This is a genomic window from Lacipirellula sp. (assembly GCF_965279485.1).
In the GTDB taxonomy this organism is placed as follows: Bacteria; Planctomycetota; Planctomycetia; order Pirellulales; family Lacipirellulaceae; genus Lacipirellula.
In genome coordinates, this window is sequence record NZ_CBDIIC010000001.1 from 1,515,392 (window position 1) to 1,530,733 (window position 15,342).

The 15,342-nt window shown below is 63.8% G+C and carries 11 protein-coding genes; 8 read left to right on the forward strand and 3 right to left on the reverse strand.

Annotation, left to right across the window (positions count from 1 at the left end; genetic code table 11):
* Nucleotides 1-255 precede the first annotated feature (255 nt).
* The gene (locus ACQY7R_RS06440; protein WP_428304766.1) at nucleotides 256-1,788 is read left to right on the forward strand and encodes a DUF6666 family protein; all 1,533 of its coding nucleotides are present in this window, start codon (nucleotides 256-258) and stop codon (nucleotides 1,786-1,788) included.
* A 94-nt stretch (nucleotides 1,789-1,882) separates the two neighbouring features.
* A complete protein-coding gene (locus tag ACQY7R_RS06445) occupies nucleotides 1,883-2,236 on the forward strand; it encodes a hypothetical protein (RefSeq protein ID WP_428304767.1) in 354 nt (117 codons plus the stop codon).
* 89 nt (nucleotides 2,237-2,325) lie between these two features.
* On the opposite strand, the gene ACQY7R_RS06450 is transcribed toward ACQY7R_RS06445, so the two are convergent.
* On the reverse strand, nucleotides 2,326-3,435 hold the full coding sequence (locus tag ACQY7R_RS06450; protein WP_428304768.1) for a PDZ domain-containing protein: 1,110 nt from the start codon (nucleotides 3,433-3,435) through the stop codon (nucleotides 2,326-2,328).
* 247 nt (nucleotides 3,436-3,682) lie between these two features.
* Between ACQY7R_RS06450 and ACQY7R_RS06455 the strand changes: the two genes are divergently transcribed.
* The 3 genes from ACQY7R_RS06455 to ACQY7R_RS06465 all read left to right on the forward strand — a co-directional run bounded on the left by ACQY7R_RS06455 (nucleotide 3,683) and on the right by ACQY7R_RS06465 (nucleotide 7,236).
* Complete coding sequence (locus ACQY7R_RS06455; RefSeq protein ID WP_428304769.1) at nucleotides 3,683-4,813, forward strand: hypothetical protein; 1,131 nt, start codon at nucleotides 3,683-3,685, stop codon at nucleotides 4,811-4,813.
* 123 nt (nucleotides 4,814-4,936) lie between these two features.
* Nucleotides 4,937-5,419, forward strand: coding sequence for a hypothetical protein (locus tag ACQY7R_RS06460; protein ID WP_428304770.1), 483 nt, complete (start codon nucleotides 4,937-4,939; stop codon nucleotides 5,417-5,419).
* 404 nt (nucleotides 5,420-5,823) lie between these two features.
* The gene (locus ACQY7R_RS06465) at nucleotides 5,824-7,236 is read left to right on the forward strand and encodes a trypsin-like peptidase domain-containing protein (RefSeq protein ID WP_428304771.1); all 1,413 of its coding nucleotides are present in this window, start codon (nucleotides 5,824-5,826) and stop codon (nucleotides 7,234-7,236) included.
* Nucleotides 7,237-7,428: 192 nt separating this feature from the next.
* Here the strand turns inward: ACQY7R_RS06465 and ACQY7R_RS06470 are convergent, their stop codons facing one another.
* A complete protein-coding gene (locus ACQY7R_RS06470; protein WP_428304772.1) occupies nucleotides 7,429-8,901 on the reverse strand; it encodes an aldehyde dehydrogenase family protein in 1,473 nt (490 codons plus the stop codon).
* Nucleotides 8,902-9,323: 422 nt separating this feature from the next.
* Here ACQY7R_RS06470 and ACQY7R_RS06475 point away from each other — a divergent pair, with 422 nt between their 5' ends.
* A complete protein-coding gene (locus ACQY7R_RS06475; protein ID WP_428304773.1) occupies nucleotides 9,324-10,766 on the forward strand; it encodes an HD-GYP domain-containing protein in 1,443 nt (480 codons plus the stop codon).
* Between the two features lie 119 nt (nucleotides 10,767-10,885).
* The gene (locus ACQY7R_RS06480; RefSeq protein WP_428304774.1) at nucleotides 10,886-12,541 is read left to right on the forward strand and encodes a PQQ-dependent sugar dehydrogenase; all 1,656 of its coding nucleotides are present in this window, start codon (nucleotides 10,886-10,888) and stop codon (nucleotides 12,539-12,541) included.
* Between the two features lie 85 nt (nucleotides 12,542-12,626).
* Here ACQY7R_RS06480 and ACQY7R_RS06485 read toward each other — a convergent pair whose 3' ends face one another.
* Nucleotides 12,627-13,007, reverse strand: coding sequence for a hypothetical protein (locus tag ACQY7R_RS06485; protein WP_428304775.1), 381 nt, complete (start codon nucleotides 13,005-13,007; stop codon nucleotides 12,627-12,629).
* 236 nt (nucleotides 13,008-13,243) lie between these two features.
* On the opposite strand from ACQY7R_RS06485, the gene ACQY7R_RS06490 reads away from it, so the two are divergent.
* Entirely contained in the window at nucleotides 13,244-15,088 is a 1,845-nt protein-coding gene (locus ACQY7R_RS06490; protein WP_428304776.1) for a hypothetical protein, read from the forward strand.
* Nucleotides 15,089-15,342: the final 254 nt, after the last annotated feature.

Sequence of the window (15,342 nt, forward strand, 5' to 3'; positions counted from 1 at the left end):
CGCCGCTCGCCCCAGCCGCCTGCTAGCTAGCCCGCCGGCAATTTCGAGAACTTTTTCCGATTGTGATGACTTTGCCGAAAGTTGGGGCGAAGACCGGCCGATACCACTCTTACGCGTTGATTCCCGGGGGGGCTCCCGAGACGCGGTCTACCTATTTGCACAGCAAATTTCGCCTCACACGCGAAGCTGGGAAGGTTGGGCCGAGTCGAGAACCAAGGCGGCGGCGGCTTCGGCCACCCCCGCGGGATTCGATTCATGAAATTCCCCCGCTTGAGCTACAACCGAGTCGCCCGGGTCCTGCTCTTCACCGCTCCCCTGTGGATGTCGCCTATCACCGGCGCGGCCCATGGAGTGGAATTCCGCAAGCCAGGCAGCTCGTCTGCCCCGGCTGCGAATAGCTCGCTCCAGTTCCGCAGCGCCTCGGCGCCGGCTGAGAGCGCCGCTGAACCGGCGCCGGTTAAGGCCAAAGCAGCGCCAGCGGCCGTGGCTCCTGCCGCCGCGCCAACCATTCAGCAGGTTGCCAAGCCGCTCGCGAGCGCTGCTCGCCCGTTGCCGGCGCCTGCCGTCGCGCAAGCTCCGGCCAGAACGACCGCTCGCCCGGCATTCACTCAACCCGAATCGAACGGCGTTGAAACCGCGGCCTACACCACGGTCGACCGTTCACGGATGCGGAACTTCGCAGCGCTCGACTACGACGAATCACTACTTGGCCCGCCGATCCACCACCAACGTGAGTCGTTCACCGCGCCGGCCGGCTATTGCGCCGACTGCAACAGCGATCCCGGCTGCGGCCTGCAAGAAGCGACTTGCGGTTGCGGCGAAGCGACCTGCGGCATTTGCGAACCAGGGTGCGGCGCCGTTGAACCTGGCTGCGGCACGATCGAAGCGAACTGCGGAGCCATCGAAGCTGGTTGCGGGCTCGAACCAGGCTGCGGGATGCAAGAGTGCGTCGACTGCGGCAGCGGCGTGAACCGCGGCTCCGATTACTGGTGCTTCCCGGTCTGCTTGCCGCGTTTCCGCGACTTGTCGGTCTGGGCCGGCGTCCACGGGTTCAAAGGCCCGCGTGATTCGCCGCTGTTCGGCGGATCGGGCGACGGCAACTTCGGCTTTCAGGAAGGCATTAACATCGGCGGCAAGGCCCCGCTCATCGGCCTGCTGTTCCCTGAACTCAGCTACCAACTCGGCTACCAAGCCGTGCAAAGCCATCTCTCCGGCACCACCGGCGGCGTTACCGATGATCGGGCCCAGGACTTCGTGACGATTGGGTTCTTCCGTCGCGTGCCGGCTGGTCTGCAATTCGGCGCCGCGTGGGACTACATGGCCGACGACTGGCTCGTCGACGCTAACTTTCAACAGATCCGCTACGAGATCAGCTTGAAGACGCAGCGTGGTCGTGAGTTCGGCTTCCTTGGCTCAACCCACACGAACAGCAGCACGATCGGCGAGATCAATTTCCAGGCAGTCGATCAGTATCGCTTCTTCTTCCGCAACAATTTCAAAGCGGGCGATATGCGGTTCTGGGTCGGCTTCTCGAACGACAACGAAACAATCTTCGGCGGCGACTTTTACGTCCCGTTCAGCGATCGCTGGTCGCTGCAGACTGGGTTCAACTACCTGATTCCGAGCGGCGACGCCGGCCTCATCGGCGCCACGGAAGAAGCTTGGAACATTGGCATGAACCTGGTCTGGCACTTCGGCGGAGCGGCTCAGAACACGCGCAACAACCCGCACCGGCCAATGTTCAACATGGCTGACAACGGCTCGATGTTTATCGATCAGTCGCCGTAAGCCGAGCGAATCCCCCACTCGGGGAATGCGGTCCGCCGCGTTCCCCGAGTGGAGCTCTCAGTTGACGCTGCTGATAGCTGGAACGGTGCATAGAATGCTCTCCGGTTGGCGTTCCAAACGCCTCGAAAGCTTCGTCGTGAGCTTCGCTCACTTCGCGAAACTACCAAGCCCTAAAGAAATCATGCAGCAGATCGAATCACACTGGCATGACAGCGAAAATTATCGCCGAGTCGATTACTCGGCTCGTTACACGCGGCACCGCAGCGGCGTCGAGGTCACGCTCCTGAAGCCGAAGCAGGTAACGTTCTTCTGCCCTGCTACCAAGGCGGAGTTACGGACGATTGGCGTTCGCACGGAACGAGGGTGCGAACTGCTCGTCGACCAACTCCACGCCAGCGGGCATCTCCGCGACTTGGAGCTGCGAATCGAACTCGGCTTGGCCGTGTAACGTGGAAGCCACCGGCTCCGCCGGTGGACGCAGCAAGCAGGGGCCAACAGGCAGTTCGTCCACCGGCGGAGCCGGTGGCTTCCACGTGTCTACTTTGGTAGTGGATCGGCCGGCGCCGCGGGGGTTGGAACCTCCTGCCCGAAAGGGACGCGCGGGATCGGCGCCAGTCGCGGAGCTGGTCCGAACAACCCTTGCTCCGCAGGAGTCGCATCAGGAATCGCACGCCCGGCGCCGGCGTCGTCGCCCCAGCGATCGAAGGTGACCTTTGCTTCGCGCGTTTCTCCCCCGCGAAGAAATTTGATCGTCACGGTGTCGCCTGGGAGCCGATTGGAAATCTCGGTCGTCAGCTCGTCGAACTCGGTGATTGGCTTCCCCTCAAACTCAGTAATCTTGTCGCCCACCATCAGTCCCGCCTTCGCTGCGGGGCTGTTCGCGACAATCTCCTGAGAATCGAGACCGCGGATGCCGAGGCGCGCGCCTCCCTTACGGATGTCGATGATCGTCGTCGGCAGTTTCTCGCGCGCCTTGTCGACGAGTTCCGGCGTAAACTTCTGGCCGAAAAACTCCATCCGCTTCACGTTGGTCAGTTTCTCAAGCTCCGGCACCGCTTCATCGCCGAGCGGCGCTCCGTGCAGGCTAAGCGTCGTCGCATTGCGAATCGCGGCGATGTGCGTGAGCCCGCCTGTCCCTCCCTTCCAGTCTTTGTTGACCGTAATTTGCAGCGGCGTGCCGAAGCCGCCCAGCATCCCGAAGGTGCGGTCCATCTCGACATAGCCGCCCAGTTCCTTGACCGCGGCGATCGCCGCCGCCTCGCGCACGTCGGCAAGCCGACGTTGGGCTTCAGAGGCTTCCAAGGGACGATTGGCGAGCGTGGAGAGTTTTTCGAGCGAGGCGATCGCCAACGACTGCTCGGGGGAGTTTGCCCACGTCCACAAGATGCTGATCGATCGCGTGGCTGCTTCTAGGCTCCCATCAGCCGCCGTTTGTGCAGTCAATTCAAGCGCGGGCGCCCCGATCGCGATCAATTCACGCTGCGCGGCTTGGCGCGTGGCGTATCGATCGCCATCGAGCTCTTTGACCGCCGCCAAAACTTCTGGCGGGGCTAGCTCAGGCGATGCGACGCTCGGCTCAACCGCTGGTCCAGCCTTCTCCGCAGCAGCGTGCTCGTCATCTGGCGTCTGTGCCAGGGAAACTGGCAAGGTCATTGTCCCAACCAGCAAACCGCTCGCGAGTAGACGGGCTAGCCGGAACGCCCGCAGCAAGGATTGGAGATTGAATCCCTTCATATGGTCGTCGTCCATTGCCGGTGACGCACGCGCAAGTGCGAACTGAGTGCTGAGCTGGTCCGCCCCGGCGAAGCGCGCGGCGAACGAGGTATTGTAGCACGGAGTGAACTTCTACCAGCCCTAGTTGTTGCGGCGCAGGCGGTAGATTAGGCTGCCCAGCATGAAATTTGCCCTGCTCGGCGCCGATGCACAAAGCCTACCGCTGCTGGCGGCGGCGCTCGCGGCAGGGCACGAAATGGCCTGGGCTGGCGATCTGTCCCTCGCCCCCGACGACGACGTTGTCTGGCCCGGCGGCGCCGATCAAGGCGACGAGTGGGAAGACCTGCTCGTCGCGGAAACCGCCGATGCGATCATCGTCGGCCGCGGCGCTGCCGCCGACGACCTGCGAACTCGACAAGTGCAGGAATTCGCTCGCCTCGGTCGGCCGATGCTGACGACCTTCCCCCTCTTTCCGTCGGTGCTGACATACTTCGAAATCGACATGTCGCGCACCGAAGGGAACGGCGTGCTCCATTACTACAATCCACTGCGTGACTCTTCGTCGCTGGCCGGCGTCGAACAGTGGGTCGTCGCGGGGCATCCCCGTTTCGGTCGCGTCGAGCAAATCGTCGCGACCCGCGCGCTCAGCAACCGCTCGCGCGACAATGTCCTCCACCACTTCGCCTGTGACGTCGATTTACTCGCGTTCGTCGGCGGAAAATTGAATCGCATCGGCGCCCATGCCTCCACGGGGGCAGAGGCCGACTACTCTGCGCTGAGCGTCCAGCTTCTCGGCGCCACGGAACTCCCCGTGCGCTGGGGCGTTGAACCGCCGGCCGAGGCCGAGGGGCTCACGCTCCATTTCATCGGCGAGCGCGGCCGCGAGTCGTTTTGGTTCGACGCCGCAGGCCTCGTCGCCGAACCGGCGAGCGCTCCCGCCCGCCGCGCGGTGGACCGCTTCACCGCGGCCATCGCGGCAGAGGCCGTCGATGCGAGCTGGCAGCAAGCGCTGCGGGCGATGGAACTCACTGACTCGATCGAGATCAGCCTCCGCCGCGGTCGCATGATCGACGTCCACGATCAACAGCTGACCGAGCAGTTGGCGTTCAAAGGGACGATGGCGGCGCTCGGATGCGGGCTGCTCCTGCTGTTAGTCCCCGGCTTGCTTGTCGCCGGATGGCTGGGAGGCGCCGTCGGGTTTCCGTTGGCCGAATACTGGCCTCATCTGCTGCTGACGATTTTAGCGATCTTCTTAGGCCTGCAATTTCTGCCGAAGCTGCTCTACAAGTCGCCCCCTAGCGATAGCAAGTAGGCCGCGGCCCGCATGCCTCGTCTGGGCTTGCGCGGCTGCTTGCACGAAGTTTGCCGATTGTGCGGAAGTTCCCGCCTCCGTTGGTCGATCTTGAAGGTGAGGAACCGGGGGGGATCTCGCGCTATGTCGTCGTTCAATCTACCGCTGCGCCGCTTGCTAGCGTGCCTGCTGCTTCTCGCAGCGAGCGGCTGCACGGCTGCACGGAATAGCAACTGCAACTGCGGCGAATGCAACGGCTGCCCGCCGATTCGCATGGCCGCAGCTGCTTACCACGGCGAACTTGCTGACGACGTCATCTGCTGCTCGCGCTGCTTCGGCGAGGGCTGTGCGGTCTGCGATCGCATGGTGCGTCCCGTGACATGCGGGCCTGAATGCAATCAATGTCGCACCTGTCCGATTCTGCCGTTCGGCATCGGCGACAAACTCTGCGAAAAGCCAGTTCCCGGCCCGCCGCCGGCTACCTTCCGCCCGCCGATGCCGCCAAAATTTCTGCCCGTGCCGACGCAAGACGTCCTCTCGCCCGCACGGCCCGACGCTCCGGAACCGCAGCGCGGCAACGTCGACATGGGTTGGCGTCCGCAGATGACGGTATCGGGGCACGACTAACACTCCAGGCGATCGCTGAATCAAACCACCTTGCACGCGGCCCTCGAGAAATTTCGAGGGCCGCGTGTCTTTTGTTAGTCAAGAAATTGAACACCGCACCGTCATCCTGAGCAGAGCGCAGGACCTCACTCGCTAACCAAGCTTCTAGATTCTTCGCTCCGCTCAGAATGACATTCGTGTCGGTATGACAGGGAAGCAATCCACTCATGTCGCACCGTGCGACAACCCGCTAGCGAACGTGACAAACTAGGTGGAGTGTACCGGTCCCGGTTGTGCCGTTTAAGCGTGTCGTAGGGGTACGCCGATCATCGATGTGTCAGCCGGCTCTGCCGGATACTCGTTCCGCGTCTACCGACCGCTGCCCCAGACAGCGCCGGCAGGCTTTCCACATTGGACGACCCGCGATGCCCATCCTGCGCTTGCTTTCTCGCCGCGCCTCCCGTCCCGCCCTGTGGCCCCTCGCCTTGGCCGTGAGCATCGGTACGTTGCCGCCGCAGCATGCCGTCGCGTCGCCTGCCGACCGGGTGACCCCGGTGGTGACCGCGGTTCGCAATGCAGCGCCAGCCGTGGTGAATATTCAGGGGCAGAAGTCGGTGACCGACCCGCTCGTCGCCGGTCGCGCTGCCCCGGCTTCCCGCGAAGTCAACGGCATGGGCACCGGCGTGGTCATCGACTCACGCGGCTACATCCTTACCAACTTCCACGTCGTCGACGGCGTGCGGCAGATCAACGTGACGCTCGACGGCGGCCAGGCTTACGTCGCCCAGTTGGTCGCCAACGACCGCGAAACGGACCTCGCCGTCATCCGCATCAAGACGCCCCAACCGCTGCCGACCATCCACATCGGCACGTCGCAAGACCTGATGACCGGCGAAACGGTTATCGCACTCGGCAACGCCTACGGCTACGAACACACCGTCACCTCGGGCATCATCAGCGCGTTGCACCGCAACGTGCAGGTGAACGAAACGCAGCAGTATCTCGATCTGATTCAAACCGACGCCAGCATCAATCCCGGTAATTCGGGCGGCCCGCTGATGAACCTCGACGGCGACATGATCGGCCTGAACGTCGCCGTTCGCGCCGGCGCCCAAGGGATCGGGTTCGCTATTCCCGTCGACAAAGCGGTTGAAGTTGCGACGCGGATGATCAAAGTCGAGAAGCTTGAGTCGTACTGGCACGGCATCACCCCGCTCGCGGCCGACGGTCCGACGGGCCCGGTGACGATCGCCCGGATCGAACGCGACAGCCCTGCAGAAATCAGCGGCCTGCAACGGGGCGACTTGCTCGAGCAAATTGGAACGACTGCGATCGACCGCCCGCTCGACGTGGAGCGCGCCTTGCTAGGACGCCGCGCTGGCGAACGGGTGCCGGTCCTCGTGCAACGCGATGGCCAACAGGTTGCACTCGATATGATCGTCGCCGCCAAACCAGGCCCTGGCCGCAGCCGCGTCGCCGAGTCGAACTCGCAACTCGGGCCCTTCCAACAGGCAACATGGGATGCTTTCGGGCTGACGCTAGAACCAGTCTCGAAGAGCACGCTGACCGATCGCGGCTTGCCGCTCGACGGCGGCATGCGGGTCGTCTCGGTGAAGCCTGGCAGCTCGGCCTCGACTCAAGGCGTCGTCGCCGGCGACATCCTCGTGCAAATTCACCGCTGGTACACCACCAGCGAAGAAGACGTGCAGTTCATTCTGAACCGTGCTGACGCTGTGGCGAAGTTGGGCCCGGTGCGGTTCGACATCGTCCGCGGCGGCGAGCGGTTCTTCGGGCAACTGGCCCTAAGCACGAGCGGCGGCGAGACGACTCGCCGGTAGTTCGCTGCTGATAACCAACTTGATTCAACAAAAAACGGGGCCTTGCTGAGCATTCAGCAAGGCCCCGTTTTGTTTACGTTCTAGCCCCGGGCTCCGCCCGGGGGTCGGTATCCATTCCGTTTGGCAACGTTGCGCGACGTGGTAGCCCCCCCGGGTGGAGCCCGGGGCTAAAGCGGACCGCGAACGGCCGCGCTAGCTCAGCGCCACGGTGACCGTCTTCGTTTCTGTGTACGCCTGTAGGCCAGCTTCGCCGAGTTCACGGCCAAGACCGCTCTCTTTGAATCCGCCGAACGGCGCGCCGGCGTCGAAGACATCGTAGCAATTGATCCACACCGTGCCGGCCCGCAAGCGGGCGGCCAGGCGGTGGGCCTTGCCGATGTCACGGCTCCACACGGCGGCCGCGAGGCCGAAGTTGCCGGCGTTGGCCCGCCGGGCGATTTCGTCGACGTCGCTGAACTTCAGCACGCTCAGCACAGGGCCAAAGATCTCGTCGGTCGCGATCCGCATGTCGTCGGTCACGCCGGCGAAGAGCGTCGGCTCGATGTAAAAGCCTTCGTCGCCGTGCCGCTTGCCGCCGCTGATGAGCTTGGCCCCATCTTGCTTTCCGTACTCGACGTACTTGAGAATCTTGTCGAACTGCGCCTTGTCGATCTGCGGACCTTGCTCGGTCTCGGGATCAAAAGGATCGCCCAGCTTCCGCTCGTGGTTCTTTGACTTCAGGCGGTCGACGAACTCGTCGTGAATGCTGTCTTCAACGAAGAGCCGGCTGCCGGCACAGCAGCATTGACCTTGGTTGAAGTAGAGGCCGAAGTGGGCCCCGTCGACCGCGGCGTCGATGTCGGCGTCGGCGAACACGACGTTCGGGCTCTTGCCGCCGAGTTCGAACGTGACCCGCTTCATCGTTTCGAGCGCTTCGCGTTGGATGATCTTCGCGGTCGTCCCTTCGCCGGTGAAGGCGATCTTATCAACGCCGGGATGCTTTACGAGCGCGGCGCCAGCGGTCGGACCGTAGCCCGGGACAACGTTGATCACGCCGTCAGGAATGCCGGCCTTCTGGGCGAGGCGAGCCATCCGCAAGCAGCTGAGCGGCGTTTGCTCGGCCGGCTTCATGACGATCGTGCAGCCCGCCGCCAACGCGGGGCCCCACTTCCAGGCCGTCATCAGCGCGGGGAAGTTCCAGGGGATGATCTGACCGACGACACCCACCGGCTCGCGGCGGGTGTAGGTGAAGTAGTCGCCGCGAACCGGGATCGTGGCGCCTTGGATCTTGTCGGCCCACCCGGCGTAGTAGCGAATGCAGTCGATCACCAATGGAATGTCGGCGCCGCGGGCGTCGCGAATCGGCTTGCCGTTGTCGAGCGTCTCGATCGCCGCGAGTTCGTCGGCTTCCTCTTCGAGCAGGTCGGCGAACTTGTTCATCAGGATGCCGCGATCGCGGGCGTCCATCTTCGACCACTCGCCGCCGTCGAACTGCGCGCGGGCCGCCTTTACCGCAGCGTCGATGTCGGCCTTATCGCCTTCGGCGACTTCGGCGATCACTTCTTCCGTCGCGGGGTGGACCGTCTCGAAGGTCTTGCCGCTCTTCGCGGGCACCCATTCGCCGCCGATGAAGCACTGCGTCTGACGAACTTGCGGACGGGCGAACTTTTCAGTCACCGTGGCCATAGACGTGATTCTCCTGCCTGGACCTGTGAGCGGGGCGAAAGCTGGCGTCGGCGCGACGCCGATTCCAAGCCGCTCGCTTGGTGAAAAGAGCGAAGCGCGTGCGGCATGTTCGCATTGTATCACTTCGCTGGCTCTTGCAACCAGCGGCTGAGGCGCCGCTCGGCCAACGCGCCACTCGACCGACGTCCCGCTTGCCTCGCTCGAACCGTGTCGAAATAAGCGCAACGACGCAAAATCGTCGGTCCGATTGCACCGTTCGCAACGATTCGGCTCGGCGTGTTTTGGCGGGGTGCGTGCGCTTTACGGCAAATCGCGAGCTAGGTTTTGGTAGGGCCGGTAATACCTTCGGCAAATTTCGTAACGGCGGCGCTATGCGCGCGCCTCGCCACGGTCGTTGGCAGCCGTTGGTTGGGAGAGAGACTATGTATATCAAACGGCGGCAAGTTCTGATCGCGATGCTCGTCATGAGCCAACTCGGCTGCATGGCGTTCGGGGTGTTGTGGGCGTCGCAGTGGCTTCACGCCGCGTTCAATCAGATCATCCATCGCTCGGTGACGCTCCAGGCGGAATCGCTTGCGCTGACCATCGCCCGGCAATCGTCCGATCTCGCCGATTTGCAGCAACCAGTCGACGCGCCAGGGAGCAAAGACTCGCTCCAGCGCCTCGTCGAACAACTCAACGTTCCTCACGATGGATTCGTCTCGATCGTCCGAACGGCCGACGGCAAGGTCATCGCCGCGACGCTCGCGGCGCCTGCGGGCATCAAAGCGGGAACGGCTCTCACGACGGAGACGCTGCAGTCTGGCAAGGGCTCCCCGCAACCGCTGCTCGCCGCCCTGACTCAGGACAAAGGCGAGGGAAAGCAGTCGTTCGTCTCCGGCATGTCGGAATTCGCGGGCCAGCCGTACGCGGTAACCGCTTTGAACGTCCCACAGCACGAGGCGGCGATTGTCGTCTCGCTCTCAGACGCGAGCGTCAATCGACTGTCGGCGGAACTTGTGACTCCAATGATTCAGGTCGGCTTCGTGCTCACTGGCGCCGTCGTTGGCGCCACGGCGCTGTGCACGATCTTCCTGGTTCGACGGTTCGATAGCACGCTGCTGGAAGTCAGCTCGTCGCTTGAACGCGAAGTCGAACGTCGCACGCTCGGGTTGCAACGGAGCCGCAACGCCGTCGTGTTCGGTTTGGCGAAGCTCGCTGAGTCGCGCGACAAGGATGCTGGCCAGCACCTCGAACGGCTGCGGACCTACGTGACGGTCCTCGCCAGTGAGCTCGCCAAGCACAACTCGAAAATCGACCACCACTACGTCGCTAACCTCGCCATCGCGTCGGCGCTGCACGACGTTGGCAAGATGGGCGTCCCCGACGCGGTGATCTTGAAGCTCGGTAAGCTGACCGCCGCCGAACGGCGCGCCATGCAGATGCACACCGTCCTCGGCGACGAGTGCCTCGCCTCGGTCGAGCGGATGCTCGGCGACAACGACCAATTTCTTACCTTCGCCCGCGAAGTCGCCGCCGCCCACCACGAACAATGGGACGGCAGCGGCTACCCCTACGGACTGCAGGGGAAGGACATCCCGTTGGCCGCGCGGATTGTCGCCCTGGCCGACGTGTACGACGCTCTCACCTCGCACCGCGAGTATCGCCCTGCGGCAAGCCACGCCGAGGCCCGCGAGTGGATCGTCTCGCACTACGGCTCGCAGTTTGATCCCGAAGTGGTCGAAGCGTTCATCGCCCGCGAAGTCGACTTTGCGAAGATCAGCCAGGCGGCTGCTCAGCTCGACGAACGGCGAGTCGCAGGGGGCGTGCAGGCGCCGGCCGCCACGCAGCCCGAGCAACAACCCGCTGCCGGATCGGCCGTTTAACGGCTGTGCTGCCTGGGCGCGTCGTTTGCACTCTGCCCCGCCGAACTGCTTGCTTCCAGGCCGACTCGGCCTGATACTGGCGGTTCGCGGGTTATTGGGTGCAACTTAGGGACGACGCCATGAAGTTTTTGCCGTTTTTGCAGCCGGGCTGCGCGCTTAGGAACCAGTCGGCCGGAAAATGGCTGCAGGCAGCGCCAATGGTTGCCGCACTCGCCGGCATTGGCGGGCTCGCGACCGAAACAGAAGCCGGCATCGTCGGTCGCAAGCTAGTCGCGACGGGCCTGAATGCGCCTATGTTCGCCACATTCGCACCCGGCGATTCGACGCGGCTGTTTATCGCTGAACGTGGCGCCGGTTCGGCAAGCAACGCGACGGCGGCGATTCGGATCCTCAACCTCCAAACCGGATTGCTGGAGCCGACGCCGTTCCTCTCGATCCCCGGCGTCAACACAAACACCGAGGGAGGGCTGTTGGGGCTCGCGTTCCATCCCGACTTCCAAACGAACCGCAAGTTCTACGCTTATGTGACTGCGAACGACTCCGATCCCAACACGCCGTTCAGCTCTTACATCCGCGAGTACACGGCGCCGAGCGCCACATCGAACACGGCCAACACAGCGTTCACTCCGATTCTGAGTTGGCCGCAGCCGCAGGCTAATCACAACGGCGGCTTCATTGGCTTCAGTCCCAACGACGGGTATCTGTACGTCGCCTTGGGAGACGGCGGGAATGGTAACGACCAGGGAACGGGGCACACCGAACCCGGAGGCAATGCGCAGGACCTCACGTCCAACTTCCTGGGCAAGATGTTGCGCGTCGACGTTGATCGCGACGACTTCCCCGCGGACGCGAACAAGAACTACGGGATTCCATACGATACGGCCGAATCGCCGGGCAATCCGTTCGCCCCTGCCACTCCCGGCGCCACGAATCCGACTGGCGACGACGAGATTTGGGCCTACGGGCTCCGCAATCCTTACCGCGCTGGCTTCGATCGCGCGACCGGGGATTTGTGGATCGGCGACGTCGGCCAAGACCGGCGAGAGGAAATAGATTTCCAACCCGGCAATAGCCAAGGGGGTGAAAACTACGGTTGGCGGATTCGAGAAGGATTGATTCAGACGCCCTCGGTTGGAGGACCCAAGCCGACCGGCGTCATCGATCCCGTCTGGGACTACAAACGTCCCGGCGATAGCACGCTCACGCCTGCTGAGGCCGATTTCGTCGGCACTACGGTCATCGGCGGCGTTCCGTACCGTGGTCCCGATCCGGAACTGCAAGGGCTCTACTTCTTCGGCGACTATGGCAGCAATCGACTCTGGACCCTCCGACCAGCGACGGAGACTTCTCCGCAAGTCGTTACGTACGTCACGCCTCAGCTGCCAGTCGACACTGGCTCGCCTGGCGGCCTTTCGTCGATCGTTGAAGATGCGAACGGCAACATCTACCTCACCTACCTTAGCGGCTCCGTCTACCGGATCGTGACCAACGCCCTGACGCCCGGCGACTTCAATGCGGATGCAAAGGTCGACGGTACGGACCTTGCCGCTTGGAAGACGGGCTTCGGCACGACGACCGGAGCGACCGCGGCCAATGGCGACGCCGACGGAGATGGCGACGTCGATGGCGCCGACTTCCTCGCATGGCAACGCAACTATGGTTGGTCGGCGTTGAACGTCGGCGGAGCGCCGGCGGCAACCGTGCCGGAGCCGACTACCGCGTTCCTGGGGGGACTCGCGGCGCTCGGGTTGGTGCGCGGGCGGCGGCGCGTTTAACGCGGCGCGTCCGTTGAGCGCGGAATCAAACGCCCCCGGTTTGAAGAACCGGGGGCTCAGGGGCGCTCGGCACGACGCGACGCTGCTAGGCGTCGTCGAAGTCGGGGTCGTCGGCGAACGGCGAGTCTTCGTCCTCGTCGTCCTTTTCCTTGATGTCTTCGTCGGGCTCGGCGCCGCCGAAGGTATCGGGGAACTCCTCATCCTCGGTGAGGTCGTCTTCCCAATCTTCTTCGAAGTCGTCGTCGAAATCGTCGTCGAAGTCGTCGTCTTCGAAGTCGTCGAAGGGATCGTCCCCTTCGGATGTTTCGCTAGCGGTCGATTCGCCTGTGAAGTCGCTGGGCGTTTCGTCGAAGGTCCATGGCCGATCGCCCAATTCCGACGTCCCGTTGAGGTTACGGGCGAAGAGGGGGGCGACGTCGCCGTGGGGCGACTCCAGAATCGACTCGGCCGACATGGCGCAGACCATTTGCTTGCAAACCTTCGCGGGGATGAAAAACGTGCCGCCTCAGCGTCGTTCCGGGGGCTGGCAGGCGCCCTGGACGAGCCACAACGATAGCATGAATCCTCCAGAATTGCTCCCCGTCTCGGCGGCGTCAACCGCCTGCGGGTGCTGGCAGGCCTGTCTAGGCCGATTTTCGGCTTTCCGGTAGACTGACGGCGTTCGCGCGACACCCCCGCGCGCCGCATGGATGTAAAGGGTCGATGGAAATGGACGGAGCTGCGCTTTTCGCGTTGATCGCCGCGGTCGGTTTTGGCTGGCAGCCAATGCCGGACGGAAGCGAGCGGTACGAATATATCGTCCAGGTTGACGAAGAACTCGCCGCAACGCTGGCCTCTGGAAAGTCGATCCCCATCGTCGGTGAAGTCCCCGACGATATCCGCCCGATCGGCCGGGTGCGTGTGGTGATTGGCGACGGCGCTCCCCCGCGCGAGCGGATGGTAACGCGGCTCAAGCCGGTGGTCGCAGCCACCATGGCTAAGCCGGAACTCGCCGCCGAGGAGTCGATCGTCGTCCGTGGACAGAACGCCGTCGGGTCGACAGCCTACAACCCCTACAGCGAAGTTCCGCAGCAACTTTCGCAGCAGGCAACGGCGGCGGCCAACGCCGTGAGCAACGCGGCGACTGAAGCCTGGAACAGCGGCTCGACTCCGGCCCCATCTAGCCAGGCGCTGTTCGACAATGCCGTCGCGAGCGGCACGCAGGCCTGGAACGATAATGTCGCCGGCCCTGCGACCACCGCGGTGAACAACGCCGCCCAGAACCTGCAAACTCAACTTGGCAACTCGGTTCAGCAAGGTTTTAACAACGCCTCCAACCAATTGCAGCAGAACGCTCAGAATGCTGCGGCATCGCTTGGCGAGCGAACGAGCAGCGTGATCGACCAATTGCGGAATCCCCAAGCACGGCAGCCCGCGGCAACGTCGCGAGACGTTCGCAACCAAGCGGCTCCGCTCGCCGCGGTCGCTCCGCCGGCAACGGGTTCCGCAATGAACGGCGCTCCGCCCGCGGTGTACGGCGACTCGCAAGCGGCGAATAACTGGAATCAAGACCCGCTCCCCACGAGCACTCCGCTGCAGTCGAACGTGCAGGCCCCTGCTCCGTCGGCGACGAACGGCAACACATGGAACAACACCGCAACGGCCCCATTCCCCGCCGCCGCGCCGCTGGCGAACCAAGGGACGAACGGCTTCGGCAACACAGGCAATGGCGGAACGCAGCCGACGACGCAGTTCTCACAGCAACAACAGCAGCAGCCGTCGAATGGTGCGCCTGCTGCAAACGAGTGGAACACCGATAACTTTGCGGCCGGCCAACCCCCAACAAACGGAATGGGCGGCGTCAACAACACGGCAACCAACAACACAGCGACCAGCAACCCATGGCAAGGGGTCGCCGATCCGCGCGTGCCAGCCACGACCACAGGATCGACGAGCAGCACACCTGGAACCGGCGTCCTGCCGCCACAGGGCGATCTCGCCAACGGGCAGACGCGGCCGTTCGGCGGCGTCGGTTCGCAGTGGTCGGGCGACTCGCCCATCCCATCGGCTCCTCCGCTCGCTTCCGAAACGAATCTCGCTGGCGCTGGTTCGACGCTCTCGCCATCGAACACTGGGGCGCCCGCCATCAGCGTGGGAATGATGAACCAGAACCCAAACCGCCCGCTCGACGAACTCGCCGGCGCGACGGGGACTGGAACAGGCACGCCCGCAACGCACGCCTCGACCGGGCAGACGACCCCGCCGGCGACGATGAATCGCGACATCTTCAATACCACACGACCGAATCAGCAGACCAACGGACAACTGGCCGGCCCCGGCCAGACGCCGAACCAACCGTCGGCGAACGCCGCGAACACGGCGACCACTGGGTCCCCCGCCGGCGGGCGTGACAATGCGTTCATCGCCTTGGTGGCGTGGGTGATGCTGTTCGGCTCGGCGTTCGGGAATCTGTATCTCTTCTGGAGCTACCTCGACGTGCGGCAGAAGTACCGGTCGCTGGTTCGCAAAACCGCGCGAGCCGTCGGCAGTCGTTTTTCGGCGGCGTAGGCTTTGCGTTTATGAAGATGTACGCCCTCGTTCCCACGCTCCGCGTGGGAACGCCACTTCCGACGCTCTGCGTCGCGTGTCGTAGTATGTGGCACGCCCTCCGCACGCGCCTTGGCTTGCTTGCCGCAGAGCGGCGTTGGCGACGTTCTCACGCAGAGGGTGGGAAGAAGGCTAGTCGTCGTGTCGTGTCGCTTGGCGACGCGAAATGCGATTTTAGGCGACACAACGTAAGTCCCTTCTATTGTTCGAGTTAG

Bases quoted from the DNA above. Each gene is read 5' to 3' on its own strand.
- ACQY7R_RS06440 (WP_428304766.1), top strand. From the start codon at position 256: ATGAAATTCCCCCGCTTGAGCTACAACCGAGTCGCCCGGGTCCTGCTC.
- ACQY7R_RS06485 (WP_428304775.1), bottom strand. From the start codon at position 13,007: ATGGTCTGCGCCATGTCGGCCGAGTCGATTCTGGAGTCGCCCCACGGC.
- ACQY7R_RS06465 (WP_428304771.1), top strand. From the start codon at position 5,824: ATGCCCATCCTGCGCTTGCTTTCTCGCCGCGCCTCCCGTCCCGCCCTG.
- ACQY7R_RS06480 (WP_428304774.1), top strand. From the start codon at position 10,886: ATGAAGTTTTTGCCGTTTTTGCAGCCGGGCTGCGCGCTTAGGAACCAG.
- ACQY7R_RS06475 (WP_428304773.1), top strand. From the start codon at position 9,324: ATGTATATCAAACGGCGGCAAGTTCTGATCGCGATGCTCGTCATGAGC.
- ACQY7R_RS06470 (WP_428304772.1), bottom strand. From the start codon at position 8,901: ATGGCCACGGTGACTGAAAAGTTCGCCCGTCCGCAAGTTCGTCAGACG.
- ACQY7R_RS06460 (WP_428304770.1), top strand. From the start codon at position 4,937: ATGTCGTCGTTCAATCTACCGCTGCGCCGCTTGCTAGCGTGCCTGCTG.
- ACQY7R_RS06455 (WP_428304769.1), top strand. From the start codon at position 3,683: ATGAAATTTGCCCTGCTCGGCGCCGATGCACAAAGCCTACCGCTGCTG.
- ACQY7R_RS06445 (WP_428304767.1), top strand. From the start codon at position 1,883: ATGCTCTCCGGTTGGCGTTCCAAACGCCTCGAAAGCTTCGTCGTGAGC.
- ACQY7R_RS06490 (WP_428304776.1), top strand. From the start codon at position 13,244: ATGGAAATGGACGGAGCTGCGCTTTTCGCGTTGATCGCCGCGGTCGGT.